At 69.6% G+C, this 26,233-nt stretch carries 21 protein-coding genes and 1 pseudogene; 13 read left to right on the forward strand and 9 right to left on the reverse strand.

The features are described from left to right. Positions 1–2: 2 nt before the first annotated feature. From ACIPEK_RS30725 to ACIPEK_RS30735, 3 genes are all read left to right on the forward strand, one after another. Positions 3–509: an MOSC domain-containing protein gene (locus tag ACIPEK_RS30725; RefSeq protein WP_402002633.1), complete on the forward strand. Its 507-nt coding sequence runs from the start codon at positions 3–5 to the stop codon at positions 507–509. 31 nt (positions 510–540) lie between these two features. Beyond that, a complete protein-coding gene (locus ACIPEK_RS30730; RefSeq protein WP_402002636.1) occupies positions 541–1,551 on the forward strand; it encodes a hypothetical protein in 1,011 nt (336 codons plus the stop codon). 236 nt (positions 1,552–1,787) lie between these two features. Next, complete coding sequence (locus ACIPEK_RS30735; RefSeq protein WP_402002639.1) at positions 1,788–3,170, forward strand: MFS transporter; 1,383 nt, start codon at positions 1,788–1,790, stop codon at positions 3,168–3,170. Between the two features lie 118 nt (positions 3,171–3,288). On the opposite strand, the gene ACIPEK_RS30740 is transcribed toward ACIPEK_RS30735, so the two are convergent. Beyond that, on the reverse strand, positions 3,289–5,703 hold the full coding sequence (locus ACIPEK_RS30740) for a penicillin acylase family protein (protein ID WP_402002642.1): 2,415 nt from the start codon (positions 5,701–5,703) through the stop codon (positions 3,289–3,291). Positions 5,704–5,853: 150 nt separating this feature from the next. Between ACIPEK_RS30740 and ACIPEK_RS30745 the strand changes: the two genes are divergently transcribed. After that, positions 5,854–7,353, forward strand: a complete 1,500-nt coding sequence (locus tag ACIPEK_RS30745) for an acyl-CoA synthetase (RefSeq protein WP_402002644.1) — start codon at positions 5,854–5,856, stop codon at positions 7,351–7,353. 388 nt (positions 7,354–7,741) lie between these two features. Beyond that, positions 7,742–8,604: pseudogene (locus ACIPEK_RS30750) on the forward strand (alpha-L-rhamnosidase N-terminal domain-containing protein). Here the strand turns inward: ACIPEK_RS30750 and ACIPEK_RS30755 are convergent. From ACIPEK_RS30755 to paaK, 4 genes are all read right to left on the reverse strand, one after another. Continuing rightward, positions 8,580–9,083, reverse strand: coding sequence for a hypothetical protein (locus ACIPEK_RS30755; RefSeq protein WP_402002647.1), 504 nt, complete (start codon positions 9,081–9,083; stop codon positions 8,580–8,582). The pseudogene ACIPEK_RS30750 and the gene ACIPEK_RS30755 overlap by 25 nt on opposite strands. Continuing rightward, positions 9,064–10,650, reverse strand: coding sequence for an amidase domain-containing protein (locus ACIPEK_RS30760; RefSeq protein ID WP_402002650.1), 1,587 nt, complete (start codon positions 10,648–10,650; stop codon positions 9,064–9,066). The genes ACIPEK_RS30755 and ACIPEK_RS30760 overlap by 20 nt, the downstream gene beginning before the upstream one ends. 69 nt (positions 10,651–10,719) lie before the next feature. Then, the gene (locus tag ACIPEK_RS30765) at positions 10,720–11,478 is read right to left on the reverse strand and encodes a transposase (protein WP_402002653.1); all 759 of its coding nucleotides are present in this window, start codon (positions 11,476–11,478) and stop codon (positions 10,720–10,722) included. Between the two features lie 215 nt (positions 11,479–11,693). Next, a complete protein-coding gene (gene paaK / locus ACIPEK_RS30770) occupies positions 11,694–12,983 on the reverse strand; it encodes a phenylacetate--CoA ligase PaaK (RefSeq protein ID WP_402002656.1) in 1,290 nt (429 codons plus the stop codon). Between the two features lie 217 nt (positions 12,984–13,200). Here paaK and ACIPEK_RS30775 point away from each other — a divergent pair, with 217 nt between their 5' ends. Then, positions 13,201–14,724, forward strand: a complete 1,524-nt coding sequence (locus tag ACIPEK_RS30775) for an alpha/beta fold hydrolase (protein WP_402002787.1) — start codon at positions 13,201–13,203, stop codon at positions 14,722–14,724. Positions 14,725–14,752: 28 nt separating this feature from the next. Here the strand turns inward: ACIPEK_RS30775 and ACIPEK_RS30780 are convergent, their stop codons facing one another. Continuing rightward, on the reverse strand, positions 14,753–16,381 hold the full coding sequence (locus ACIPEK_RS30780) for an FAD-dependent oxidoreductase (protein WP_402002659.1): 1,629 nt from the start codon (positions 16,379–16,381) through the stop codon (positions 14,753–14,755). A 267-nt stretch (positions 16,382–16,648) separates the two neighbouring features. On the opposite strand from ACIPEK_RS30780, the gene ACIPEK_RS30785 reads away from it, so the two are divergent. The 7 genes from ACIPEK_RS30785 to ACIPEK_RS30815 all read left to right on the forward strand — a co-directional run bounded on the left by ACIPEK_RS30785 (position 16,649) and on the right by ACIPEK_RS30815 (position 21,957). Further along, positions 16,649–17,770 (forward strand): SchA/CurD-like domain-containing protein, encoded by a 1,122-nt coding sequence (locus ACIPEK_RS30785; RefSeq protein WP_402002662.1) that lies wholly within the window; start codon positions 16,649–16,651, stop codon positions 17,768–17,770. A 76-nt stretch (positions 17,771–17,846) separates the two neighbouring features. Then, positions 17,847–18,281, forward strand: coding sequence for a cupin domain-containing protein (locus ACIPEK_RS30790; RefSeq protein WP_327277226.1), 435 nt, complete (start codon positions 17,847–17,849; stop codon positions 18,279–18,281). Next, entirely contained in the window at positions 18,278–19,546 is a 1,269-nt protein-coding gene (locus ACIPEK_RS30795) for a beta-ketoacyl-[acyl-carrier-protein] synthase family protein (protein WP_327277227.1), read from the forward strand. Before ACIPEK_RS30790 ends, ACIPEK_RS30795 begins: the two co-directional genes overlap by 4 nt. After that, positions 19,543–20,793, forward strand: coding sequence for a ketosynthase chain-length factor (locus ACIPEK_RS30800; protein WP_383077403.1), 1,251 nt, complete (start codon positions 19,543–19,545; stop codon positions 20,791–20,793). Before ACIPEK_RS30795 ends, ACIPEK_RS30800 begins: the two co-directional genes overlap by 4 nt. 16 nt (positions 20,794–20,809) lie before the next feature. Further along, positions 20,810–21,067 (forward strand): acyl carrier protein, encoded by a 258-nt coding sequence (locus ACIPEK_RS30805; protein WP_327277229.1) that lies wholly within the window; start codon positions 20,810–20,812, stop codon positions 21,065–21,067. A gap of 1 nt (position 21,068) precedes the next feature. Next, entirely contained in the window at positions 21,069–21,548 is a 480-nt protein-coding gene (locus ACIPEK_RS30810) for an SRPBCC family protein (RefSeq protein ID WP_402002667.1), read from the forward strand. A 76-nt stretch (positions 21,549–21,624) separates the two neighbouring features. Next, positions 21,625–21,957 carry a TcmI family type II polyketide cyclase gene (locus ACIPEK_RS30815; RefSeq protein WP_383077400.1) on the forward strand — a complete coding sequence of 111 codons (333 nt, stop codon included), beginning with the start codon at positions 21,625–21,627 and terminating at the stop codon, positions 21,955–21,957. Between the two features lie 86 nt (positions 21,958–22,043). Here ACIPEK_RS30815 and ACIPEK_RS30820 read toward each other — a convergent pair whose 3' ends face one another. From ACIPEK_RS30820 to ACIPEK_RS30830, 3 genes are all read right to left on the reverse strand, one after another. Continuing rightward, entirely contained in the window at positions 22,044–23,120 is a 1,077-nt protein-coding gene (locus ACIPEK_RS30820; protein WP_402002671.1) for a methyltransferase, read from the reverse strand. A 35-nt stretch (positions 23,121–23,155) separates the two neighbouring features. Next, positions 23,156–24,244 carry a nitrous oxide reductase family maturation protein NosD gene (locus tag ACIPEK_RS30825; protein ID WP_402002674.1) on the reverse strand — a complete coding sequence of 363 codons (1,089 nt, stop codon included), beginning with the start codon at positions 24,242–24,244 and terminating at the stop codon, positions 23,156–23,158. 217 nt (positions 24,245–24,461) lie between these two features. Next, on the reverse strand, positions 24,462–26,090 hold the full coding sequence (locus ACIPEK_RS30830) for an acyl-CoA synthetase (RefSeq protein ID WP_402002677.1): 1,629 nt from the start codon (positions 26,088–26,090) through the stop codon (positions 24,462–24,464). Positions 26,091–26,233 lie beyond the last annotated feature (143 nt).

A 26,233-nucleotide genomic window follows, 5' to 3' on the forward strand; every position in this document is an offset into this window, starting at 1 on the left:
TCGTGGAGCACGGACGGGTCGTCTCCATGCATCTGGCTCCTGCCGCCGGTGCCCCCACGTTTGTTGTCACGCTGGCCCGCGCCGTCGCAGGACGCGGCCTGGAGGGCGACCGCAACTACTGGGCAGGGGAGGGGCCGCGTCCCGGGCAACGGGGTACCGGCCGTGCGACCGGCGTCTGCGACATCACCCTGATCGAGCTCGAAGCCCTGGAGGCACTTGCCCGGGATACCGGCATCGAGCTGTCCCCCGCGCAGTGCAGGCGCAACGTCGTATGCCAAGGCATACGGCTCAACCCGCTCGTGGGAACCGAGTTTCAAGTCGGCAGGGCCACGCTCCGTGGGCTTCGGCTGAGCGAACCCTGTGTCCGTCTCGAACAGCTGACCCGGCCCGGCCTCGTGCGCGGTCTCCTCCACCGAGGGGGTCTGCGCGCCGAAATCGTCCACGGCGGCCCGATCCACGCCGGGGACCCGGTGGGCCATGGCAGCGACATCACTGTCCGACACCCATGAGACGACCGCCTCACACCGAGGAGCACCGCCCATGACCGACACCGGCACACCTCCCGGAAACCCCCGCTCCTTGGAGGCCCGGGTACATGTACCCGCCGCAGGACCCGCCGACCTGCGCGACGCGGTGCGAGAAGCCCTGGGAGCCGTGCACGCCCCACCCACATCTCCAGGCACGCCGACAACGGCCCAGTGGTACCGCACCACCTCCGGAGACTGGGGGCTGGCCACAAGCGGCCTGCGAGCCGAGGTCGGCGCGTCCTGGGACGGCCCGGAACTGCGCATCGCCGGCAGCGTCGACACGGCCGGCTCGGCGGCGATCACCCGCCTGTGGGCGGACATCGCCCGAAGGCTGCCGGGTGGCCCACAGGACCCACTCCGGCACACCTCGCCGACACCTCCTGCCGGGGTGGACGACAGCAACGCCCTGATTCCCTGCATTCCGCCCCCTGAGCCCGCGGTGTCGGCTGCGTACCGTCTCCCGTCCGAACTCTTCAGGCACGCGGTCATGCGCTCGCCCGCCGCAGCCGCCCACCTCGCCCTGCATGTCATGCTCCGTGCCCCGGACATGCGCCCGAGCGCCGGCCTCGCGGTTCTCATCGACGACGGCTGCGCCGGAGCGGACAGCACCGCGGCCTGGTCACGGCCGTGTCTCGTCGCAGACTCACTCGATCTCGGCCCGTCCGTCACGGTGGCGGAGGTCCTGGCCCGCCGGCACCAGGAGCACCGCCACCCCCACGGCCGCCTCACGCGGCCCGGCCCGGCGTTCGTGTTCGACTGCTCGGGTCCGCCTGCGGTACCGGACGGCTGGCTCCTCCAGTCGTGGACCTACCTGGTCGCAGACGCGGTCCACTGCTCGCTGAGCGGCGCCGAAGGGCGTTACCGACTGCGTGCCAAGGCACCACGAAACCTGGTGCGACAGCCCCGTCTGAACCTGCTCGTCGCCCTTTGGGCCGACGCCCTGACCACGTTGGTCACCCATCAGGACCGCCCCCTCGACAGCCTCGACATCCTGGGCTCCGCCGCTCCTTACGCCTCCGCGTAACCTGCGGTCCGCTCCGAACCGCGGGGCAACGCTGTACGCGCCGGCTCGGCGAAGCCGAGGCCGCGGGCCTGTCGGCCGGATGCCGCCGCATGAGGTTGAGGGCCCTGATGCGTCGTCGGTCCGTGCCCGGGGCGGCGGCAGCCCGAAAACGAGTGGCATGTCCTCGTGCGCTCCACATACCTTGTGCGCTCGTGACCGATTCCCACAAGCGTTCATCGAGTGGCTCGCCTGCGGCGATGGCCGATCGTCCGTCGGCGCATTCCGAAACCGCCGAGGGACTGTTCTCCAGAACGTACGCGGCCGCCACCTCCGGTTTCGCCGCGGTGATGTTCCTGACCGGGCTCGCCGCGCTGGCCGTGGTCCCTACACTGCCGACGGCCGCACGGGACCTGGAGGGGGTGTCGCTCTTCCCGCTGGTGGCGGGATGCTTCGTGGCGGCGAGTCTGCTGGGCGGGGTACTGGGCGGTCATTGGGCGGACCGTGCCGGGGCACAACGTCCGCTGGCGGCGGGCATGGTGCTGGCCGTGCTCACCCTGCTCGTCTCGGCCGCCAGCACCTCGATCTGGCAACTGGCCGCCGGGCGCTTCCTGGACGGATTGGCGGGCGGGATGGTCGCCGTGTCGATCAATGCCGCCATCGGCCAGGCCTACCCCGACCGGCTTCGGTCGCGTGCTCTGGCATTGATGAGTGCCTGCTGGATCATTCCGTCGCTGGTCGGCCCCCCGCTGGCCGGGCTGGTTGCCGAATGGTGGTCCTGGCGCGCGGTGTTCTACGGCCTGGCCGCCCTGACCGTGCTGCCGGCGCTGGCCGTGGTGGCCGTGCTGCGCGGCCGCTCCCGGCCGGCCGCGCACGCAGAGTCGGGAGACAGACCGCCGCGCCCTGCGCTGATGGTCGCGACAGCGGTGAGCGTGGGCGCGGCGCTGGGGCAGTACGGCGCCTCTGGCTGGGACCTGCGCCACCTGCTCTTCGCGCTGGGAGGGCTCGCGCTGCTGGTGGTGTTCACGCCGCGGCTGCTGCCGCCGGGTACTTGGTGTGCCATGCGCGGCCTGCCGGCCACGGTGCTGCTGCGCGGGCTGAGTTCAGGAGTGTTCTTCACACTGGAGGCGTTCGTGCCGCTGATGCTGGTCACCGGCCGGGACGTGGCCCCCGTGGTGACGGGCCTGGCCTTCACGGGGGCTGCTGTGGCCTGGGCCGCTTCCTCCTGGATACAGAGCCGCCTGCTGGAGCGCGTCCCCCGGCACCGCCTGGTCGTGGCCGGTGAGCTGGTGCTGGCGGCGGCGGTTGTGGTTGCCGCCGCGGGGACGCTTCCCGCGATGCCCGCGTCCCTTGCCGCATCGGCGATGGTCGTCGCGGCCGTCGGCATGGGTCTGCTCGCTCCTTCGCTCACCGTGCTGTCGCTCTCCCACGCCCCGTCCGGCCGGCAGGGTTATGCCAGCAGCGCGATGCAGACCAGTCAGAACCTGGGCCAGATAACGGTTCTGGGCGTCTCTTCCGCCTTGTTCAACGCCTGTGTGGGCGCCGGCTCGACCGAATTCGTCGGCTACTGCGCCGCCTTCGGGCTGCTGCTCGCGCCTTGCGTCCTGGCGACCCTGCTGGCCACTCGCGCCCGCGGCGCGTGAGCGGACCGCATCTCTTCCGGACAGCTCCAACTCGGCCCCGGCACCGCCCATATGGTGCCGCTCGCGATCGGCCCCTGACCGCCCCGCGGGCGGACAAGGACCGATCGTGTCTCACGGACTACCGTCGTTCGTGCACCCGTACCACCCGCAGCGCGGGCGAGCGCAGAATGTCCTTCTCGCAGAATCGGGACGTCACCCACCGCTCACCCGAGTACAGCTCGGTCTGGTCGCTGTAGTGCGGCGAATTCGGGTCGGAGGACTGGGAGTACGTGAGCAGGGTGCGTGCCACCGGGCACCTGGAACCGGTCCAGCCGACCGCCTGGATGTAACTGGACCCGGCCGACACGTCCGTATAGGCCCCGGCTGCCGCGTCCCACACCGGCTCGGTCTTGTTCCAGATGCCGAGGGACTCCGTACCGCCGCCGAGAGGGATGCGCTTCCCATTGCGCAGGACCGTCTGGTACTGCCCCAGCGGTGTGTCCAGGGCAATGCCGGCCGCCCGCAGTTCGGTCACCGTGTCGGCGAGTGCCTTGGTGACGCCGGGCGCCGAGGTGTTCAGTGTGTTCGGCGTGCCGACCGGATCGGCGGGGGAGAAGGGGACCTTCCACAACTCGGCAGGCGGAAGCGTGGCCGCCCTGCGCCAGAACCGGTCGAAGAGCAGCGCGCCCCGGCTGCCGGTGTCGGTCTTCCGGTCCCAGCGCCGCAGCACGTCGCACGCGGCCGACACATCTACCGCCTTGCCGTTGCTGCCGACCGCGCTGTCTCCGGGCAGCGCCGCACAGGCGCCCGCCAGGTCCGCGGCGCTCAGATCACCGGCCGGAGCGCGGTTCGCGAATTGCTGTTCCTGCAGATCGGCCACGGTCAGCCGGCCCTTCGCCGCCATCGCCGACACATCCTCGATCGCGCCCCGGGTGCGCATCGTGCGGGGCGTGGCGATCGTGCCGAAGACCCGTTCGTAGCCGGTCAGTGGCGCCGCCGCGTTGGTCAGCCAGGCGCTGTCGTTGGAGTTCTCCACGTAAGGGGCGTCCTTGACGGTGGGCATCCGGCTCGGCCCGAAGATGCCCGGCTGCACGGCGTCGGGGTCCGACCCCAGCGCGCAGTCGCTCCTCGAACCATCCAGCACCGCGAGCCCGGAGGACGGATATGTAGCCTTGCCCAGCGGGGTGGAGCACCGCGCCGCGAGCTCGTCCGTGATTCTCGGCAGTACCTGCGACTGCGAGAAGAACGAATGCCCGGACGAATCCGCGGCGATGGTGTTCACCCACGGCAGCCCCTGTGTCCGGCGCAACGTGGCCTGGATGTCCGCGGTGCTGCGCGCCCTGCTGAAACCGAGTCCGGTGTCCGAGGAGCGCAGATTCATGGCGTTCGGGTCATTGAGCGCGTACGCCGTCGTCGCGGTCCACGGCAGCGGCAGCCCGGAACCGAGCGATGTCACGACCGGACCGTAGCGGGTCCACCACTGGGTGCGGGTCACGGCGCCGCCGTCCTTCACCGTCACCGCCACCGTGCGCTTCGTCATCCGCTCGGGCCTGCCGTCCACGAGGTATGCCGTCGGATCGGCCGGATCGAGGGTGAGCTGATGGAGGTTGAGCGTGACACCGGTGGCCACGGTGTGGCTCCACGCGATGTTCTCGTTGTGCCCGATCGACACCGTCGTCGAGCCGAGCAGCGAACCGCCCGCCACATTCAGCTCGCCGGGAATCGTCTGCTGCGACTGCCAGAACCGCCGACCGCCCTGCCACGGATAGTGCGGGTTGCCGAGCAGCAGGCCACGCCCGTTCGCCGTCGTACTGCCGCGGAACGCGACCGCGTTGGAACCCATGTCCGCGTTCTGCGTCGACAGCAGCCGCTGTGCCGCGTCCGCCGCATCGCCCGGCGACGGGACACCGGGCGTCTGCGATGTGGCCGTGGGCGGCTGAGCGGCCGTGATGCCGTCGATGCCGCGCCCCTGACCGCCGAGTACGGAGAGCGCGAAGCCGCGCACCGCGACATCCAGCGTCGTCACGGGGCGCACCCAGTCCGCGCCCCGGCAGGCCGGATCGTTGATCCGGTTCTGCGCCAGCCACGCGTTGTACCCGGCCGCCCAGCCACGCTCAAGCTCCTTGACGTCGCGGCTCCGACCCGCCGGTGCGGGCACCTTCAGCAGCTTCTCCACGGTGTGACTCCGGCGAACCCCGCGGAAGTAGAGATCGCTGGAGAGGTTCTTCGTCGCGGACGAGAGCGAACCGTCCGGAGCCGCGTCCGGACCGAAGTACCTGGACCGCTCCCCGCGCAGGGTCACGAAGCCGTCGGCGAGCGTGCACACCTGGTCGGCGGCCTGTGCCCAGCCATTGCCGAAACCCAGGTTCGCGTAGTCCTTCGCCACGATGTGCGGGATGCCGTACTCGGTGTACCGGATCACGGCGGACAGCCCACCGCCCGACGGACGCTGTGTGCGCGAGCCGTCGGCCGCGGCGGGCGGCAGCGATGCCGACACGGTGAACAGCGCGAGACCGGATATCGCAAGAAGTCTGAGACGGTTACGGAGAGGCAACGGTCCTCCCAACTATGCGTGCGCGAAAGGCGGTTACCCGAGGGCTCGAGTCGCCACGCGCCACTCAGCCAGCACCCCCGCACCCCTGTCAACATCCCGACCGGTATCCGACCCCTTGACCACCGGGTTCCGGCCGCACAGGATCACGCCATGACAGGTGTACGGAGCAGCACAGTCGACGGCGTCGTGGCCCGCAGCGCCCGGCGTACCCCCGCGAGCACCGCCCTGCGGTACGCGGAGAGGTCCTGGAGCTACGCGGAACTCGACACGGCGGTCAGTACCGCGGCGGCGGTCCTCACCGGCGAACACGGTCTGTATCCCGGCGACCGGGTCGCTTCCTACGCGCACAACTCCGACGCGTATCTGATCGGCTACCTCGCCTGTGCCCGCGCGGGCCTGGTCCATGTGCCGGTCAATCAGAACCTCACCGGTGACGACCTCACGTACATCCTCGACCAGTCCGGCAGCGCGCTCGTCCTCACCGACGCGGACCTTGCCGACCGGATTCCGGCCGCGTTCTCCGTACGCGCGCTGCGCGACGCGCCGGACTCCCTCCTCGATGCCACCGCCACCCCGCGTCCCTTCACCCCGGAGCGCGAACCGGCCGCGGGAGACCTCGTCCAACTGCTCTACACCTCGGGCACCACCGCACTACCCAAGGGCGCGATGATGACCCACGGCGCGCTCGTCCACGAGTACGTCAGCGCGATCACCGCGCTCGATCTGCGCGCCACCGACCGGCCGGTCCACTCACTGCCGCTCTACCACTCCGCGCAGATGCATGTGTTCCTGCTGCCCTACCTCGCGGTCGGTGCAGAGAACATCATCCTCGACGCACCCGATGTGAACCGGATCTTCGACCTCGTCGAGACGGGGCAGGCCGACAGCGTCTTCGCCCCGCCGACCGTCTGGATCGGCCTCTCCCAGCACCCCGGCTTCACCATCCGCGAACTCGGCGGGCTGCGCAAGGCGTACTACGGCGCGTCGATCATGCCCGTACCCGTACTGGAACGGCTCCGCAACCGGCTGCCCGCGCTCGCCTTCTACAACTGCTTCGGACAGAGCGAGATCGGCCCGCTCGCCACCGTCCTCGGACCGGACGAGCACGAGGGCCGGATGGACTCCTGCGGCAGGCCCGTCCTCTTCGTCGAGGCCCGGGTCGTGGACAAGGACGGCAAGGAGGTCCCCGACGGCACGGCCGGTGAAGTGGTCTACCGCTCACCCCAGTTGTGCGAGGGCTACTGGGACAAGCCCGAGGAGACCGCGGAAGCCTTCCGCGACGGCTGGTTCCACTCCGGCGACCTCGCCGTGCGTGACGCGGAGGGCTTCTTCACGGTCGTCGACCGGGTGAAGGACGTCATCAATTCCGGCGGTGTCCTCGTCGCCTCCCGTCAGGTCGAGGACGCCCTCTACACTCATCCCGCCGTTGCCGAGGTCGCGGTCGTCGGGCTGCCCGACGACCGCTGGATCGAGGCCGTCACCGCCGTGGTCGTCCTGCACGGTGACGCGACACAGACCGAACTCATCGACCATGCCCGCGAGCGGCTCGCCCATTTCAAGGCCCCGAAGAAGGTCCTCTTCGTGGACGAACTGCCGCGCAACGCGAGCGGCAAGATCCTCAAGCGGGAGCTGCGCGAACGGCTCGCGTAGGGAGCTCGGTGAGTGTCCTGCGGGACGGCGTCCGGGGTCGAGGCTCCGGATCGTGCCGGGCCGGTCCGGTCCGTCTCCTGCGGGACTGCTGGCCGAGTGTGATGCGCGCCCGCGCGGCCGCCCGGCCCGACACCGCGCCGGCGTGCGATCCGAGCGCCACGCTCTCCGGCAGGGCGTCGGGCCGCAGGCAGACGACGCGGGATGCCGTGCGGGCTGAGTTCGACCGCCGGCTGACCGGCGCAGGGCAGTACCGGCCACCGGGATCTCCCGGTGTGACGCTCCGAGAAGCCCGCGGCTCGGTGGGGCTGTGGCGCTGGGCATCACCCGTGAGCAGAGCGAACGGCTCGCCGGTATGGGTGCGGGTGGCTTCCAGCGGGCGGTGGAGTGAGTGGAGCGAGCCCGCCACCGCCGAGGCCGGCCTGCCGGAGCCCGGCGACTGGTCGGCCCGGTTCATCACCGCGCACACCATCGGCGGCATCGGTCGCCCCGCCCCGTCCTCACCCGAACGGTACGGCCGCGTCCCGGCATTGCTTCGGCCCGCCTCTACGCCACCGCGCACGGCGTCTGCACCGCGACCGTCAACGGCCATCGCGTCGGAGACGAGGTACTGGCCCCGGCTGGACCAGCTACTACCACCGGCTGCGCTACCAAGTGCACGAGGTCACCGCACTGCTACGCGAAGGCGACAGCGTCGTGGACGTCCTGCTCGGCAACGGCTGGGACGGACGTCGTGCCGTCTACGGCGAACACCTGGTGCGGCTCGCCCAGTTGGAAGTGACGTACGCGGACGGAACGGTGGACGTCGTCTCCACGGACGAGCAGTGGCAGGTGTACGAGAGCGGCGTCCTGGCCGACGACCTCTATGGCGGACAGCACACCGACCTGCGGCCCCGGGCGGCTCCGGGAAGGCGTGGAGATCCTTCCCGACGCGGACCTCGGCCGGGGGACGTGGTGGCCACTGCCTGCCTGGCCCGCTCCGCGGAGATCCTTGCCGAGGTGGCCCGACTGACCGGCCGCGACTCGCAGCCGGCCGGCCGGCCGTTTCGGCGGCGCGGTCGGGGAAGGCGGGCTTCCAGGTTGTACGTCATCATGTGGCTGTCGCGGGACCGTTCGTACTGGGTACGACCGGCTTCCCGCGACGTGCCACCTACTGCTTGCCACGCACACCGCGCCCCGCACCCGGCAGGCTGCCGGGTGCGGGGCGCGGTGCTGGTCGGGACCCGGGATCAGCTGGCCGAGGCGAGGGCGTAGCCCCACCACACGCCGTGTTCCCTGGCCAGTTGGATGCGCACGTGCTTGCCGTCCGGCAGGGTGAGTTCGGCCTCGGACGTACCGCCCTGGGGAGCCTTGAGACGCTGCAGGAACGAGCGGTTGTCGCGTACCTGTTCGGTACGGGCGGTGACCGGGCCGGCCGCCGCCGCCGTGGCGAGCGGGCGCAGGAAGTCCGAGGACTCCCGAGTCGTCGCCGCCCCGTCGGGGTAGCCGTCGGCCAGTGTGTCGATGCCCTTCACATCCCCGTCCGCCAGACGCTGGACGAACACAGTCAGGAATGTACGCACCTCCTCGGGCGGACGCTGACCCTCGTAGGTGACGCTCACTTGCGGCTCGGCGGCGATTGCGTATGGGGCGTCGTCGGTGCGGTTGAACCACCAGACGGCAGCCGCACAGAGAACGACGAGGACCGTGGCGGCCCCGGTGAGGGTGGCGCGCTTACCAGCGCGGAGTGACATGGGCGATCCAGACTGAGCGGGGATGGTTACGACTGCGGGCGGACGCCATGGTCGACGTGCGGTACTTGCTGGTGTGCTGCGCGATGGTGACGCGACTGCCGGACTTGGCGATGACCATGGACGCGTGCTGGATGGGCTTATTGCTCTTCCACTGCCAGAAGACCACGTCGCCCGGGGTGGCCTGGCTGTCGTACTTGCGCCAGGTTACCTTTGCTTCCTTGTTGAAGAAGGAGAAGAGGTGATCGGAGGCGGCCCAGGAGTACGTCTCGTTGCCGAAGAAGCCGTAGGTCCGCCACCAGTAGTGGTCGTTCTGGTACCAGCCGGGCGCCTTCATTCGCATCTTGCCGCCCCGGTTGAGCGCCGTGGAGACGAAGTTGGTGCAGTCGGTGCCGAACTCGTCCTTGTCCTTGGCGTGTTTCTTGGCCCAGGCGGCGGCGCCGGAGTAGTTGAGCGAGGTACGGGCCAGGACAGGCGCCGGATTGGGATCGGCCAGTGAGAATCCGTCGGCGTCCGTGGCGATGGCCGGGGCGTCCAGAGTCTCCGGGGTCTCGTTGCCGTCCGTGCTCTCCGATGTCACCGCGACGCGGACGCTCTCACCGGCCGGCAGTTCGGTGTAGACGTCCCGGTCGTCACTGACCCGTTGGAGTACGGGCGGCTTGCCACTGCCCGGAAGCGCGAAGACGTACTCCTCGTCGATCTCCTCGTCGATCTCCTCCTCGATCGGGTCCGAGGCGTTGCCGCCTTCGACTTCGGTCCGGGCGCCGGTCCGGGTGAGCCTCAGTGTCGCGGTGCTGCCGGAGGTAGTGACCACGGCCTGTGACAGATCGCTGGTGAAGTTCCGGTAGGCGAGGTTGTGGCGGGCGTTGGCGGCCCGGTCCTCCAGGAGGGCGGGAGCCTGGGCGCGCAGCAGTGTCTCGAAGGACGAGGCACGAGAGGAAGCGGTCAGCGCCGCGTCGACGGTCGTGTAGGTACCGGACAGCAGACCGTCCGAAGCGCTCGCGAACTGCTTGACCACGTCCCTCAGCGCCGCCTCGTCAACTGCTGCCGCACTGTGCTTGACGAGACCGGAGCGGGATACCTGACCGGCGCCGAGGGGGTTCACGGCCGCCACGTCGACGGTGTAGCCGTTACCGTTGTCGAGGTTGCCGAAGACGGCCCGCCGGTCGGCGGTGGTGACCTCGGCGACCTGCACGTCACCGCTGTTGCGGACAGTCACCCTGTAGGTGAGCTCGTCCGTGGCGGAGTTGCCGGTGTCCTCCGGCGCGTTCCATGTGGCGACCAGGCCCTTGTCGCCGGGGATGGCACGCACGTTGGTCGGTTTGCCCGGTGCGGTCGCCGGGAGGTAGGCGACGCGCAGCCGGGGCCGGGTCTCCGCCTTCCCGGACGAGCGCGACGAACGGTAGGTGATGTCGGTCGCGGTGTCGCTTTCCTCGTCGCCGGCGCGCACAGCCAGACCGTTGTTCGACTCCGAGTCGGAGAACCACTGCGTCACGGCGTCGGTCAGGTCGAGCGCCGCAGGGTCGGCCACCGAGGTGGCGTAGGGCTCCACGCTCTCAGCGGCGTCCAACGCGTCGAAGGCTCCGTTCTCGGGGTTTCAGGCGTCATTGAGCGGATGTGCCTCGATCTGGTGTGCTTTTCACCGGTGCGGCGGTTGCGGCAGATCAGCAGGAGCTGCCGGTGGCCGGGGCCGGGCTCGGCCAGGTCGATGACGGCCCAGTCGTAGAAGCGGTGGCCCTTGGCTCCCGCGCCTGCCGACAGCTTCTGCCAGGCATGCTTCGGCGCCTTCGCGGCGAGCGTGTCGGCACGGAACTCGCCTGCTTCGGTGGTGACTTAGGCCGAGCACCACCGCGAGGAAACAGCCCAGGCCGTTCTCCTCCAGGGCGGACCGCAGCTTCGGGTTGCCTCCGTAGATCTCGTCGCCGGTGACCCGGCCGACGCAGTGTCCGGCGTCCAGGAACCGTTCGATCATCGTGCGCCAGTTCAGGCTTGGTCGCGAAGACGATGTCCTCGCCGAGCCCCGCCGCCCCGCGTCGGTCCGGGTCGCAGGTCCGGGACCGCGGGACCGGTCCACCGCCGCATGGCCTCGGGCACCCGCATAGACGAGGTAGACGGCAACCTGGGAGTTCTCGATCCGCCCGGCCGTGCCGGTGTACTGGCGCTGGACCCTGACGGTGTGGACACCCTTCTTCACGTTGCCGGTCTCGTCCACGACCAGCACCGCCTCCTCATCGTGCAGGCGCTCGACGACGTACTCGCGGACGTCATCACGGACGGCGTCGGCATCCCAGGAGGCCCGGCACAGCAGATGCTGCATGCCGTGCGGACTCGCTTCCCCGGCCCACTCCGCGATCGTCCAGCAGTTCTTGCGCGGCAGGTTTGACAGCAGACCCAGCACCAACCGCCCAGCCCGGCGCCGTGGTTCGACCCGGGCGAACCGTCCCGCGATTTGCCATCAGGGCCTCGAACGCCTCCCGCCAGCGAGCGGAATCTATGCTGCGACCTGCGGCCACCGTCTCATCGTTACTCCACACAAGTCACGATAAACAACGGTGGCCGTACCCGTGCCCCTACCAGGCCCCGCCAGCGAGATCACGATCCACAGCTGGAGTACTAACGCCCCTCACGCTCGTCCACGATCCGCCTGAACTTGCCGACCGACCTCTCCAGCGTCCCGGGATCGACGATCTCGACCCCGACCGACACCCCGATCCCGTCCTTGACAGCCGCCGTGATCGATTCCGCGGCGGCCATCCGCTGCTCCGGTGTGGCCTCGGCCCGTGCCTCCGCCCGCACGGTCAGTGCGTCGAGGCGGCCCTCGCGGGTCAGCCGCAGCTGGAAGTGCGGCGCCACCCCCGGCGTGCGCAGCACAATCTCCTCGATCTGGGTCGGGAAGAGATTCACCCCGCGCAGGATCACCAGATCGTCGCTGCGCCCGGTCACCTTCTCCATCCGCCGGAACACCCGCGCCGTGCCCGGCAGCAACCGGGTCAGGTCCCTCGTCCGATAGCGGATAACCGGCATGGCCTCCTTGGTGAGCGAGGTGAAGACCAGCTCGCCCTTCTCACCCGGGGGCAGCACCTCGCCGGTGAACGGATCGACGACCTCCGGATAGAAGTGGTCCTCCCAGATGTGCAGCCCGTCCTTGGTCTCCACGCACTCCTGCGCGACACCGGGCCCCATCACCTCCGAAAGACCGTAGATGTCGACCGCGTCGATCGCGAACCGCTCCTCGATCTCGCGCCGCATCTCCTCCGTCCACGGCTCGGCACCGAAGATCCCGATCTTCAGGGAGGTCGTCCGTGGATCGACGCCCTGCCGCTCGAACTCGTCGAGGAGCGTCAGCATGTACGACGGCGTCACCATGATGATCTCGGGCCGGAAGTCCTGGATCAGCTGGACCTGGCGGGCCGTCATGCCGCCGGACGCCGGGATGACCGTACAGCCGAGCCGTTCCGCCCCGTAGTGCGCCCCCAGACCGCCGGTGAACAGCCCGTATCCGTACGCCACATGGACCTTCTGCCCAGGACGGCCGCCGGCGGCCCGGATCGAGCGGGCGACCATGTCCGCCCAGGTGTCCAGGTCCCGCTGGGTGTAACCGACGACGGTGGGACGGCCCGTCGTTCCGCTGGACGCATGGATCCTCCGTACACGGTCCTCGGGGACGGCGAACATACCGAAGGGGTAGTTGTCCCGCAGATCCGCCTTCGTCGTGAAGGGGAAGCGGGCGAGATCGGCGAGCGTACGGCAGTCGTCCGGGTGCAACCCGGCCTTGTCGAACACGGCCCGGTAGTGGCCGACGTTCTCGTACGCGTGGTGCAGCGTGGCCCGCAACCGCTCCAGCTGGAGTGCCTCCAGCTCGTCGCGGCCCAGCCGTTCCGCCGCGTCCAGCAGAGCCGTCATCCGGATCTCCCTCTTCCGTGCAGGCGACCGATCATTCGGTCGATCTTTCGGTAGCAGTAATTCAGGATGTTCCGCCACATGGCAAGAGGGGCGACACAGCCCATCTGCGTCCCGCCCCTTCATCACTGTCGCCACGCTGCGCGTGCGCCACCTCTCGCGGATACGCTCACACCGAACACGGCTGCGCCGTCCGGCCGGCCCTGTTTGGATGGCGTACATGCCGATCTTCCACGCATACGACGGGACCGAACTCGCCTACCGCCTCCTGGGATCGGGCGCACCGCTCATCTGTCTGCCCGGTGGACCGATGCGTGCCGGCGCGTACCTGGGTGACCTCGGCGGACTCTCGGCCCACCGGCAGCTCGTGGTACTCGATCTGCGCGGTACCGGGGACTCCGCGGTGCCGGACGACCCGTCGACGTACCGCTGCGACCGGCTGGTCGACGACGTCGAGGCGCTGCGCGAACACCTCGGCCAGGAACGCATCGACCTGCTTGCCCACTCCGGCTCCGCCGATCTGACCGCGCTCTACGCAGCCCGGCACCCGCAGCGGCTGCGCACGATCACGCTCATCACACCCGACACCCGGGCCGTCGGCATCGAGGTCACCGACCAGGACTGGCGCGAAGCCTGTGAACTGCGCCGCGACGAACCGTGGTACGCGGCCGGGCGGACCGCACTGGAGGACATCTGGTCGGGGCGCGGCGCCGGTGAGGTCCGGTCCGCCGTGGAGCCGTTCACCTACGGGCGATGGGACGCCCTCGCCCGGGCCCATGCCGCCACCGCAACCGGGCAGACCAACTCCGAGGCGGCCCAGGTCTATTACCAGGACGGCGCCTTCGACCCTGCCGCCACCGTCGCCGCGCTGGGGAACGTGACCGCGCCGGTCCTCGTCCTCGCGGGGGAGTACGACGGAGGGCCGACGCCCGACCGCGCCGCCGAACTGGTGGCGCTCTTCCCGAACGCCGAATTCGTCGTGCAGCGCGGCGCCGCGCACTTCCCCTGGCTGGACGATCCAGGTGCCTTCGTCCGTACGGTCAACGCCTTCCTCGATCCGGAAGTGCTCAGCGTGCAGGCCGGTGGCACACGGCTCGCCTACCGGGTATGGGGGGATCCGTCGGCGCCGCCCGTCGTGCTCGTCCACGGTCGCGGCGGCGACAGCAGGACCTGGACCGAGGTTGCCGAACGCCTGGCCGACGAACACCGGGTCTACGCATTCGACTTCCGCGGGCACGGACTCAGCGACTGGCCCGGCCGCTACTCCTTCGAGCTGTTCCGGGACGATCTGCACGCCTTCCTGGAGGCCCGCAACCTGGCGGGTGCCACCGTGATCGGACACTCCATGGGCGCCGCTGCCGCGTATCTGCTTGCCGAGCAGGAACCTGGACTGATCGGCCGGCTCGTCCTGGAGGAGGTCCCGCCGCCGTTTCCGCTGGACCCGCCGCGAGGCCTCGTCGAACGGCCCGACGAGGAGCCGGACTTCGACTGGCTCGTGGTGCCGTCGACCAACGCCCAGCTGAACGAACCGGACCCGGCCGGTCGGGAACGCCTCGGCGAGATCACCGCCCCGACCCTCGTCATCGGCGGCGGCCCCTCCAGCCAGATCGCCCAGGACAGGCTGGCCTGGATGGCGGGACGGATACCCCGTGGCCGCTTCGTCACCATCGAGGCCGGACACCTCGTCCACACCGAGAGGCCGGAAGAATTCCTCGCGGAGTTGCGGTCGTTCGGTCTGCTCTGACGCATTCCCCGGGCGCTCACCGGCAGGGTCAGGTCCGGTGCAGCAGGGTGGTCAGGACCTCGTGGAGGGTGGCCTCGGCGTCGGCCGCGGAAGCCGTCGACCGCCAGGCCACGAAGCCGTCGGGACGCACCAGTACGGCGCCTTCGGGCGTCGTGCCGTGGATCCCGGCCCAGTCGGCCCCGTTCTCCGGCTCCAGATCGGCGCCAGGGCCGATGCCGTACGCCTGGAGCCGTACCGAAAGGCGGTCGGCGACCCGCGCCGCCGCCCGCCGCCATGTCACGTCCGCACCGTCGGTGAGCAGCACGAGGGTGCGCTCGTACAGATCAAGAGTGGACTTGCGATCACCGGCCTGACGCACCCACAGATGCGGTGCACGGCTGCCGGGTTGACCGGTCAGCTGCATTCCCTGCGGCACCACGGGCTGCTGTGGATCGGCACCCAGTACGGCGCCGCGGACATAGCGGTAGCCCAGCGCCACGGTGAGCATGCCACCCTGCTTCCCGCCGCCCACGCCCGGCGCCGCCGCGTATCCCGGGTGGCTGTGCTCGCTGGAGCGAGCCGAGGCCCGCGCGCTCGTCGCCTGCGCCACCGGCAGTCGCTCCGCCTCGTATGTGTCCAGCAGACCCGGGCCCGCCTCGCCCCTGAGTACCGTGGCGAGCTTCCAGGCCAGGTTGTGCGCGTCCTGGATGCCGGTGTTGGAGCCGAACGCCCCGGTTGGGGACATCTCATGGGCCGAGTCCCCGGCGAGGAAGACCCTGCCGCACGCGTACCGCTCCGCGACCCGCTCCGCGGCGTGCCACGGGGCCTTGCCGGTGATCTCGATGTCGATGTCCGCAGCGCCGACCGCGGTACGGATGTGCTCGGCACACCGCTCGTCGGTGAAGTCCTCCAGGGTCTCGCCCAGTTGGGGCTGCCACGGCGCGTGGAACACCCACTCCTTCTTGTTGTCCACCGGCAACAGGGCCCCGTCCGCAGCGGGGTTGGTCAGATAGCAGACGATGAAGCGCCGGTCACCCACTACATCGGCGAGCTGCCGGGAGCGGAAGGTGATGCTCACGTTGTGGAAGAGATCACCGGGCCCGGTCCGGTCGATGCGCAGCTGCTCACGGATGGGGCTGCGCGGCCCGTCGGCCGCGATGAGGTAGTCCGCGCGCACACTGATGTGTTCTCCGGTCTCCCGGTCCTTGAGCACCGCGTCCACTCCCGACCCGTCCTGGTCGAAGCTCTGCATCTCGGTGGAGAACCGCAGATCGCCGCCCTGTTCACGGGCCAGTTTCACCAGCACGGGTTCCAGATCGTTCTGGCTGCACAGACACCAGCCGGCCGGGCTGAAACGGGCGAGTCCGCCACCCGGGTCGATCTCCTTGAACAGCCACTCCTGGTCGTCCCCGGTGAGCGAGCCGGCTTGCAGAATGCCGTGGTTGTCGGCGAGGACCGAGGCCGCCTCCCGGATGCCCGGCTCGGCACCCGCCGTGCGGAAGACCTCCATCGTGCGCACGTTGTTGCCGCGTCCGCGAGGATGTGTCGAGGTGGATCGGTGCTTCTCGACCAGCAGATGCTCGATGCCGAGCCGGCCGAGGAAAAGTGAGGCGGACAGGCCCACCAGCGAGCCGCCCACGATGAGGACCGGTACGCGAATGTCGACGTTCTCGTTCATCAGTTGCTCCAGCTCGGACGCCGTTCGGTTGCCTTGTTCAATGCCCTTGTCGGAGCGGTTCGGACGGCCGCTCACCTGAACGGTTCATAAATCTCGCGCCACCCGGACCAGCGTTTCACGATCGGTCACGGAGACGATGCCCGCAGTCACGGGGGCGGACCTATCACATCCGCCGGGAGAGTCCCCGCTCCGGATCCACTCGCCAACCGACGGTTGACGGCATGCCATCCGGCCTGACCACGAAACCGTCTCGAAGGAGATCGAAAGATGACCGCCACCCTCTCGGAACGGATCTCCCAGTCCGCCTTCGACGGTTCCAGGCTTCGTGTCGTTCTGCTGCTGGACCTCTACGACGGGGCCCAGAAGCAGTTCCTGGAGGCGTATGAGCACCTGCGCAATCAGGTGGCATCCGTCCCCGGGCACATCAGCGACCAGTTGTGCCAGTCCATTGAGAACCCTTCCCAGTGGCTGATCACCAGCGAGTGGGAGAGCGCACCGCCGTTCCTCGCCTGGGTGAACAGTGAGGAGCACGTCGCGACGGTGCAGCCGCTGCACAGCTGCGTACGCGACACCCGTTCGCTGCGCTTCAGCGTCCTGCGGGAGACCGGCAAAGCGTTCGAGCTGGCGCCCGAGGCGGCCAAGGGCCGCCTGCAGGCGTCAGCCCGGCTGGGCGACGGGGTGGTGCGTCACGCGCTCACCTTCACCGTCAAGCCGGGCACAGAGGACATCGTGGCGAAGATCCTGGCCGATTACGAGTCCCCGAAGGCTCGTGTCGACGATGTAACCCGGCTGCGCCGCACTTCGCTGTTCATGCACGGAAACCGCGTCGTACGGGCGGTCGAGGTCGAGGGCGACCTCCTCGCGGCCCTGCGGCACGTCGCCCGGGCGCCCGAGGTCAGGGCCGTCGAAGAGGCCATCAACCCGTACCTGGAGCAGGACCGGGACCTCAGCGACCCGGACTCCGCCCGGATGTTCTTCACCCGAGCGGCGCTCCCGACCGTCCACCACGTGACCACGGGCCGGCACAGGACCGAGGACATCCGTCGGCACGCACTCTTCTACCAGGCCAAGGAGGGATGCGGCATGGCACTCGCCCGGCTGCTCGCCGGTCACGACGAGGAGGCGGCCGACGACCCGGCGAGCATCATCGACAGCAGCACCATCTTCCAACGTGACGACGTCGTCGTCCGCCTGCTCGAAGCGGTCGGACCGATCGACGCGCAGCCGACCCAGGTGGTCGGCATCGACGGCCCCGGCAAGGTGGCCAGGCTCGGACGCCTCCTCGACGGCGGCGCGAATGCCGTGCCCACGACCGAGCAGGGGATCCCGCACTTCCTGACGGAGTCCGAGATGACCCTGATCACGGATCGGCAGGCCACGGAGTCCTGAGTCGCGCATCCGCACCCTGGGGGGTTCTCGCTCAACCCGTCATCACAACGCGCAATGCGCCAGGAGGAAAGCAGTCATGACCATGCACCGGCCACGCATCGTGGACCTCAGCGAGACGCAGCCCAACCGCAGGCGCGGAGGCGACCTTCGCGCCATGCTCACGCCGACGGCCGTGGGAGCCACCAGCGGATTCATGGGGCTGGCCATCGTTCAGCCCGGCGACCGCATCGGCGAGCACTACCACCCGTACTCCGAGGAGTTCGTGTACGTCGTGAACGGTCTCCTGGAGGTGGATCTGGACGGTGAACCGCACCGGATGCGGCCCGACCAGGGCCTGCTGATCCCTCCCCACGTACGCCACCGATTCCGAAACGTGGGCGACGTCGAGGCACGCATGGTCTTCCACCTCGGCCCCCTCGCCCCGCGCCCGGAACTCGGCCACGTCGACACCGAGCACACGGAGTCCGCCGGGGGCGTCGCCCCGCCGGAACGAACGGAGGCCGCCTCATGACCCGCCGCGTGGGGGTCACCGGTGTCGGCGTCGTGGCCCCCGGCGGCATCGGCGCACCGGCCTTCTGGGACCTCCTCGCGAACGGACGCACCGCCACCCGGGGCATCACGCTCTTCGACCCGGCCGGCTTCCGCTCCCGCATCGCCGCCGAGTGCGACTTCGACCCGGCGGCGCACGGACTGGACGCGGACCAGGTCGCCAGGTCGGACCGGTACGTCCAGTTCGCGATGGTTGCCGCCAGGGAGGCCCTCGGTGACGCGGGGCTCGACCCGGAGACGGTGGACCCCTGGCGGATGGGTGTGTCGCTGGGCACCGCGGTCGGCGGCACCACCCGACTGGAGCACGACTACGTCGCCGTCAGCGGCAGTGGCGCCCGCTGGGATGTCGACCACCGGCCGGCCGGTCCGCATCTGGAGCGGGCCTTCTCACCCAGCTCCCTCGCCTCGGCCGTGGCCGAACAGGTCGGCGCGCACGGCCCGGTGCAGACCGTCTCCACTGGCTGCACCTCCGGTCTCGACGCGATCGGGTACGCCTTCCACTCCATCGAGGAGGGCCGCGTCGACGTCTGCATCGCCGGGGCGTCCGACTCACCGATCACCCCGATCACGGTGGCGTGCTTCGACGCGATCAAGGCCACCTCGGCGAACAACGACGACCCCGAACACGCCTCCCGGCCGTTCGACTCCCGTCGCGACGGCTTCGTCATGGGCGAGGGCGGAGCGGTGCTTGTGCTGGAGGAGCTGGAGCACGCCCGGGCCCGCGGCGCGACCGTGTACTGCGAGATCGCGGGCTACGCCACCTTCGGCAACGCCTACCACATGACCGGGCTGACCCCCGAAGGGCTGGAGATGGCCGAGGCGATCAACCGGGCCCTCGACCACGCCCGCATGGACGGCTCGCAGATCGACTACGTCAACGCACACGGCTCGGGCACCAAGCAGAACGACCGGCACGAGACGGCCGCCGTGAAGCGGGCACTGGGCGCGCACGCCTACGACGTACCGATGAGCTCGATCAAGTCCATGGTCGGCCACTCGCTGGGGGCGATCGGGGCCATAGAGATCGCCGCCTGCGTACTCGCCCTGGTCCACCAGACGGTGCCGCCGACGGCGAACTACGAGAGCCCGGACCCGGAGTGCGACCTCGACTACGTGCCGCGCACCGCACGTCCCCTGAAGCTGCGTAGCGTCCTCTCGGTCGGCAGCGGGTTCGGCGGCTTCCAATCGGCGGTGGCCTTGACGAGAACAGGTGGGAGGACACCATGAAAACCCGTAGAGCGCGGCGGGCCGTCGTCACCGGCATCGGTGTCGTCGCCCCCAACGGCACCAACACCGAGGCCTTCTGGAAGAGGACGCACGAAGGGATCAGCGTTCTCGACCGGGTCACCCGCGAGGGGTGCGAGCAGCTTCCGCTGCGGGTCGCGGGCGAGGTGCGGGGCTTCGAGGCGGCGGAGCTGATCGAAGAGCGCTTCATCGTCCAGACCGACCGGTTCACGCACTTCGCGATGGCCGCCGCGGACATCGCGCTGGACGATGCCCGGCTGGGCCGCGCCGACTACGAGGATTCACCCTTCGACGTCGGCGTGGTGACCGCTGCCGGGTCCGGTGGCGGCGAATTCGGCCAGCGGGAACTCCAACGGCTGTGGGGACAGGGATCCACTTACGTGGGTCCGTACCAGTCCATCGCCTGGTTCTACGCCGCGAGCACCGGCCAGATCTCGATCCGTGGCGGCTTCAAGGGGCCGTGCGCGGTCGTGGCCAGCGACGAAGCGGGCGGTCTGGACGCGCTGGCGCATGCCGCCCGCTCGATCCGCCGCGGTACCGAAGCGGTGGTGGTCGGCGCGGCCGAGGCACCGCTGGCTCCCTACTCGGTCGTCTGCCAGCTCGGGTACGAGGACCTGAGTACCAGTGACGACCCCGCCCGCGCCTACCGGCCGTTCACCTCGGACGCCTGCGGCTTCGTGCCGGCCGAGGGCGGCGCCATGCTGGTGGTCGAGGAGGAGCAGTCGGCCCGTCGGCGCGGGGCCCGTGTCCGGGCCGAAGTTGCCGGGCACGCCGCCACGTTCACCGGAGCGGCCCGGTGGGAGGAGTCCCGGGAGGGCCTCGCCCAGGCGATCATCGGCGCCCTGCGGGAGGCCGACTGCTCGCCGGACGAGATCGACGTCGTCTTCGCGGACGCCCTCGGCGTACCGGCGGCCGACCGCGCCGAGGCGCTCGCGATTGCGGACGCGCTCGGCGCGCACGGCCGACAGGTACCGGTGACGGCGCCCAAGACCGGCATCGGGCGCGCCTACTGCGGTGCGCCGGTGCTGGATGCGGCCGCCGCCGTGCTCTCCATGGAGAACGCGCTGATCCCGCCCACCCCGAACGTCTTCGATGTGTGCCACGACCTCGATGTGGTCACCGGCCAGGCGCGCCCCGCGGAACTGCGGACGGCGCTCGTGATCAGCCGCGGGCTCATGGGCTCGAACGCGGCGATGGTGCTCCGGCGCCCCACCGACATCCAAGTGTGAGTAAGGAGAAGTCCTCATGACCGATCGACTGACCTACACGGAACTCGCCGTCCTGATGAAGAAGGGCGCCGGCCTCACCGTCGACCCGCGGGACATGGAGAAGCGTCCCGGGTCCGCCTTCGACGAGTTCGGCCTCGACTCGCTCGGCCTTCTCGGCATCGTGGGCGTGCTGGAGAACCGGCACGGCAGGGCGCTGCCGGCCGATGCCGACCGCTGCAAGACCCCCGAGGAATTCCTCGACCTCGTCAACACCACCCTCATGACTGGAGCCTGAAGTGTCCGGACACACCGAGAACGAGATCACCATCGCCGCCCCCCTGGACCTCGTGTGGGACGTGACGAATGATCTGGAGAACTGGCCGCGGCTGTTCAGTGAGTACGCCGCGGTCGAAGTCATCGAACGGGACGGCGACAGCACGACGTTCCGCCTGACCATGCACCCCGACGAGAACGACAAGGTCTGGAGCTGGGTCTCCGAGCGGACCGTCGACCGCGCCGCACGCACGGTCCGCGCCCGCCGTGTCGAGCCCGGGCCGTTCCAGCACATGAACATCCGGTGGGAGTACTCGGAGGTCCCCGGCGGTACAAAGATGCGCTGGTCCCAGGAATTCGCGATGCGGCCCGACGCACCCGTCGACGACGCGTGGATGACCGACAACATCAACCGCAACTCCAAGGTCCAGATGGAGCTCATCCGGGACAAGATCGAGCAGCGCGCCCGGGAGCACCGTACCGCCTCGGTCTCCGCCGGCTGACCAGCCGTCCGCCCACGACTCGCCGCCCGGCCGCACGGCCGGGCGGCCGGGCCGGGAACCAGAAAGGCCTCCCACGATGCACCACGCTCTGATCGTCGCCCGGATGGCGCCGGGTTCGGCGCCGGACATCGCCGAGCTGTTCGCCGCCTCCGACAGCAGCGAACTGCCGCACCTCGTCGGCGTCACCAGGCGCAAGCTCTTTCAGTTCGGCGACGTCTATCTGCACCTGATCGAATCGGACCGTCCGCCGGGTCCCGAGATCGCCAAGGTGACGGAGCACCCGGCGTTCAAGGACATCAGTGACAAGCTCACCGCATATGTGAGCGCGTACGACCCGAAGACCTGGCGCAGCCCCAAGGACGCCATGGCCCACGAGTTCTACCGGTGGGAGCGCGGCACCACCGCTTGAGGCGGGAAATCGCCCCGGGTCCGGCCGACTGGCCGGACCCGGGGCGATTTCCGTTGTTCCCGGGGAAGTTCGCCGGGGAGGGGCGATCAGTCGGGGACCACGCATTCGAACGCGTGGAGGTAGGGGTTGACCGGGACGACCCTGCCGATCAGCAGTCCGGCATCCGAGATCCGGGTCACCAGGCTCTCCCTGGTGTGCTTCGCACCGCCGACGTTGAGGAGCAGCAGCAGGTCCATCGCGGTGGTGAACCGCATCGACGGGGTGTCGTCGACGAGGTTCTCGATGACGACGACCCTGGCTCCGGGGCGGGCTGCCGCGACGACATTGCGCAACGTCCTGCGCGTGCTGTCGTCGTCCCACTCCAGGATGTTCTTGATGATGTAGAGATCGGCCTTGACGGGGATGGCCTCGCGGCAGTCCCCGGCCACGATACGGGTCCGGTCGACGAGCGGCCCCTCGTCCCGCAGCCGGGCGTCGGCACGTGCCACCACACCCGGCAGGTCCATCAGGGTACCGCGGAGCGACGGGTGCTTCTCCAGCAGGCTGGCCAGCACGTGCCCCTGGCCGCCGCCGATGTCGGCGACCGCGGACACCCCGGTGAGGTCGAGGAGTTCGGCGACATCCAGCGCGGACTGCATGCTGGAGGTGGTCATGGCCCGGTTGAAGACCTGGGCCGACTCGTGGGCGTCCTGGTGGAGGTAGTCGAAGAACCCCTTGCCGTGCACGTCCGCGAAGACGCTCTTGCCGGTGCGCACCGCCTCGTCGAGCCGCGGCCAGACGTCCCAGGTCCAGGGCTCGGTGCACCACAGGGAGATGTTGCGCAGGCTGTTCGGGTCGTCCTCGCGCAGCAGGCGGGACATCTCTGTGTGGGTGAAGTACCCGTCCGGGGTCTCGGCGAAGATCCCGTAGCAGGACAGCGCGCGCAGCAGCCGGCGCAGGGGCACCGGCTCGGTCTTCACCAGCGTCGCGAGTTCCTGTGCGGTCGCGGGCGTCTCGCCCAGCGCGTCGGCGACACCCAGCCGGGCCGCGGCGCGTACAGCGGCCGCGCGGGCTGCCCCGAAGACGATCTCGCGCAGTTGCATGGCCGGCTGAGAGGGCGTGACGGGGTGCGGGAGGGCGGTGTGTGCGGGGGTCGGTGTGGGGGTGGGACTCACAGTGGTCATGCTGTTTCGCTTCTCCTAGTGCGAGGGTGCACCGGTCAGCACATCCCGGCCGGTGTGGACTTCTTGCAGACGTTGGCGACGAAGGTGTTGTTCTTGCCGGTGTCTCCATTGGCCAGGTCGGCCGGCTTGTTGCCGAGCGCGACATTGGCGCTGATGGTGTGGCCGGTGTTCTTCGTGCCCACGAAGCTCTTGAACAGCACGACGCCGCCGGAGAGCGGCGTGGCGCCCACGTTGTTGCTGATCGTGTTCGAGCGGACCTGGGTGTCCGCGGCGCCGGTGAGCACGATGCCGGAACCCTGGATGGCGGGCAGGCGTTCGGTCTTGGCGCAGAACTTGTTGTTGTCGGTGATCTGGTTGAACTGGATCGTCATGGCTCCGGCCTGCGGCTTGCCCTCGTCGCCCACGATGAAGGCACCGCTGCAGTTGCCGGTGAAGGTGTTGTCGTGGACCGACATGTTTCTCACGCGCCTGGCGGTGAAACCGATCCGGTTGTCCGCCAGAGTGTTGTCCTGGATCTCGGTGCCGCGGGTATCGGTGGCGCCGCCCTCCTCGTCCACGGTGTTCGCGACGAAGAGACCCGCGTCGCCGTTGGCGCGGGCGGTGTTGCCCGTGAACCGGCCGCGGGTGGAGCGCTCCTGGGCGATGCCCCAGACGCCGTTGTGCTCGGAGGTCACGCGCCGGACGGTCAGCTGGTCCGTCCAGGAGGCCCAGACGCCGTTCTTCTTGAATCCGGAGACGGTGAGCGAATCGATGCTCACGCCGTCGACGGTCCGGCCCTTCTTGCCCAGGACGCAGATTCCGCTGCCGGCCTTCGCGCAGGCGTCGGTGGACTGCGTCTTCCCCGTCGGGGGCTTGATGACGGTTCGGTCGCCGAGGCCGCGCAGGGTCAGGCCCTTCTTGTCGATCAGGACGGTCTCGCGGTACGTGCCGGGCATGACGACGACCGTGTCGCCCGGCTTGGCAGCGTTCACCGCCTTCTGGATCGACCCGCCGGGGTGCACCACACGCGGGCTCGCGACGGTGGTGGACGGAACTGCCGTCCCGAATACCGCGGCCGAGACGACGAGTCCCGCGGCCGAGACGACCGCGGCGGAGACAAGGCTCATCATGTGTCGTTTCCTCATGAGCCGACGCTATGGGCGATTTCCCCCCATTGCCACATAGGGTGAGCGGTCGGGTACACAGCGTCCCCGTATGGCTCAGGCCGGTGGCGCCGCCCGGTGTGCGGAGCCGGCGCGCGACGGAGCATCCGGGTGATCCGGACCGGAGCCCGTGCGGGTGCCCCTGGGGTGCACCGGGCCGGGCGCCATCCGGGTGACTTCCGGCCCTCGGTTCCCGGTCTCAGCCCTCGGGGCCGCGCCGGGGGGCGACGATCGAGCGGGCCCACCGGTAGTCGGCCTTGCCGCTCGGGGAGCGCTGGATCCGCGGAGTGATCACCAGCCGGCGGGGGATCTTGTAGCCGGCCAGACGGGTCCTGCAGTGCGCCTGGACGTCGTCGAGCGAGGGCTCGGCCGCCCCTTCGCGCAGCTGCACCACCGCCGCGACATGATTTCCCCACCGTTCGTCGGGCACCCCGGTGACCAGTGCGTCGTACACATCCGGATGGGCCTTCAGTGCCTGCTCGACCTCTTCGGGATACACCTTCTCGCCCCCGGTGTTGATGCACTGCGAACCCCGGCCGAGGACCGTGACGATGCCGTCCGCGTCGACGGTCGCCATGTCACCGAGCAGGACCCAGCGCTCGTCGCCCCTGCGGAAGAACGTCTCCGCGGTCTTCTGCGGGTCGTTGTAGTACCCGAGCGGCACATGGCCGCGCTGGGCGATCCGCCCCGGCTCGCCCGGAGCAACCGGCTTGTACGTCGCCGGATCGACCACCGCCGTACGGGAGTTGACCTGGAGCCGGAACCCCTTCTCCGGGCCCGAGTCGGCTGTCGCCGTACCGTTGAACCCGGACTCCGACGAGCCGAAGTTGTTCAGCAGCATCACCGTCGGCACCAGTGCCTGGAACTCCGCACGCACCGAGTCCGACATGATCGCGCCCGAGCTGGAGATGGAGAACATCGACGAACAGTCGGTGCCCTTCAGTGGGCCCTTCAGTGCGTCGATCAACGGCCGCAGCATCGCATCGCCCACCAGGGACACGCTGGTGACCTTCTCCTTCTCGATCGTACGGAGCACCTCCTGGGGCACGAACTTGCGGTGGATCACGACCCGCTGCCCGAAGTTGAAACCGATGAACGCGGTGAGCGTCGAGGTGCCGTGCATCAGTGGGGGAGTGGGGAAGAACGAGATCCCGTCACCGCCCGCGGCCACCCGCTCGGCCAGCTCCTGCGGGGTCTTCACCGGCTCGCCGGTCGGCGCACCGCCACCGAGGCCGGAGAAGAAGAGGTCCTCCTGGCGCCACATCACACCCTTGGGCATTCCGGTCGTGCCACCGGTGTAGATGATGAACTGGTCGTCGGCCGACCGCGGCGCGAAGCCGCGTTCCGGGTTCCCGGCCGCCTCGGCGTCCGTGAACGCCACGGCGTCCGGCCCGCGGACGCCTGAAACCGGTGCCCCTACCCGGATCAGGTGACGGAGGGTCGGGGCCTTCGGCGCCGCGGCCGAGACCCGTTCGTCGAACTCGGCGTCGAAGACCAGCGCCGCCAGGTCCGCATCACGGTAGAGGTAGGTCAACTCCTCTTCCACGTAACGGTAGTTGACATTGACCGGGACGATACGGGCCTTGAGGCAGGCCAGCACCGTCTGGAGGTACTCGACTCCGTTGTAGAGGTGCAGCCCCAGATGCTCGCCGGGGGTGATGCCCGCCTCGATCAGATGGTGGGCGATGCGGTTGGCGGCCGCGTCCAGTTCCGCGTACGTCAGGCGGCGCTCCGCACCCGTACCGGGGTGATCGAGGTAGACGAGCGCCTCGCGTTCCGGGACCGCGTCGACGACCGACTCGAACAGGTCGGCAAGGTTGTACTCCACCGTTCCTCCTGGCGTCGGATGCTGACTGGCTCGGCGGTCATTAGAGCGCTGGGAGGCACAAGTGGGAAGGGGTGCCGTCGAAGAAATCTGACTGGCTGTCAGAAAACTATTGAACTGGACCCCCACCTACTGCAACCTGTTCT

Origin of the sequence: Streptomyces sp. NPDC088246 (assembly GCF_044741025.1) — a bacterium.
In the GTDB taxonomy this organism is placed as follows: domain Bacteria; phylum Actinomycetota; class Actinomycetes; order Streptomycetales; family Streptomycetaceae; genus Streptomyces.